Origin of the sequence: Flavobacterium undicola (assembly GCF_009909155.2) — a bacterium.
Lineage (GTDB): Bacteria > Bacteroidota > Bacteroidia > Flavobacteriales > Flavobacteriaceae > Flavobacterium > Flavobacterium undicola.
The window spans coordinates 1-414 of record NZ_JAAAPM020000079.1 but is presented as its reverse complement, the minus strand read 5'-3'; the positions used below and the strand labels follow the sequence as shown (position 1 = coordinate 414).

General features: G+C 37.0%; 1 protein-coding gene. It reads left to right on the top strand.

The window, feature by feature from the left end; all coding sequences use genetic code 11:
• Positions 1 to 116 precede the first annotated feature (116 nt).
• Positions 117 to 414, top strand: a 298-nt coding sequence (locus tag GTZ96_RS18505) for a phage integrase N-terminal SAM-like domain-containing protein (protein ID WP_394368025.1), incomplete at its 3' end; no start/stop codon positions are given.

Genomic DNA, 414 nt, shown 5'->3' with positions numbered 1-414 from the left:
TGTTGAACTAAACCTTCGGTAGCACTTACCGTAGTTTTAGTACCTTACGAATATAATTAAATTTCGTAAGTTATGGCTACAAAAAAAAGCATCCAGAAGATTTAAGAGAAAATAAAATTCTCAATCAAGCCAAACGAGAAGTTCCCGGTTTTGAGGAGCTACTAGCTCGTTTTGAGCGCACGGTTTCGGTCTTAGGTCGAAGCCAAAGTACTTTTACTAATTATTCTCGTCACGTAGCTTCTATTTCCTTGTATTTTGGAAAAATTCCAACGGAGCTCGATGCCGAGCAAGTTCATGACTACCTGTTTTATCTTCAAAAAAAGTCTAAAACACCTTCTCAAACGTATTTTAAGCATTGTGTTTACGGGCTTCGTTTTTTATTAAAATCCGAAGGCTTGCCTTATGAGTATCTTC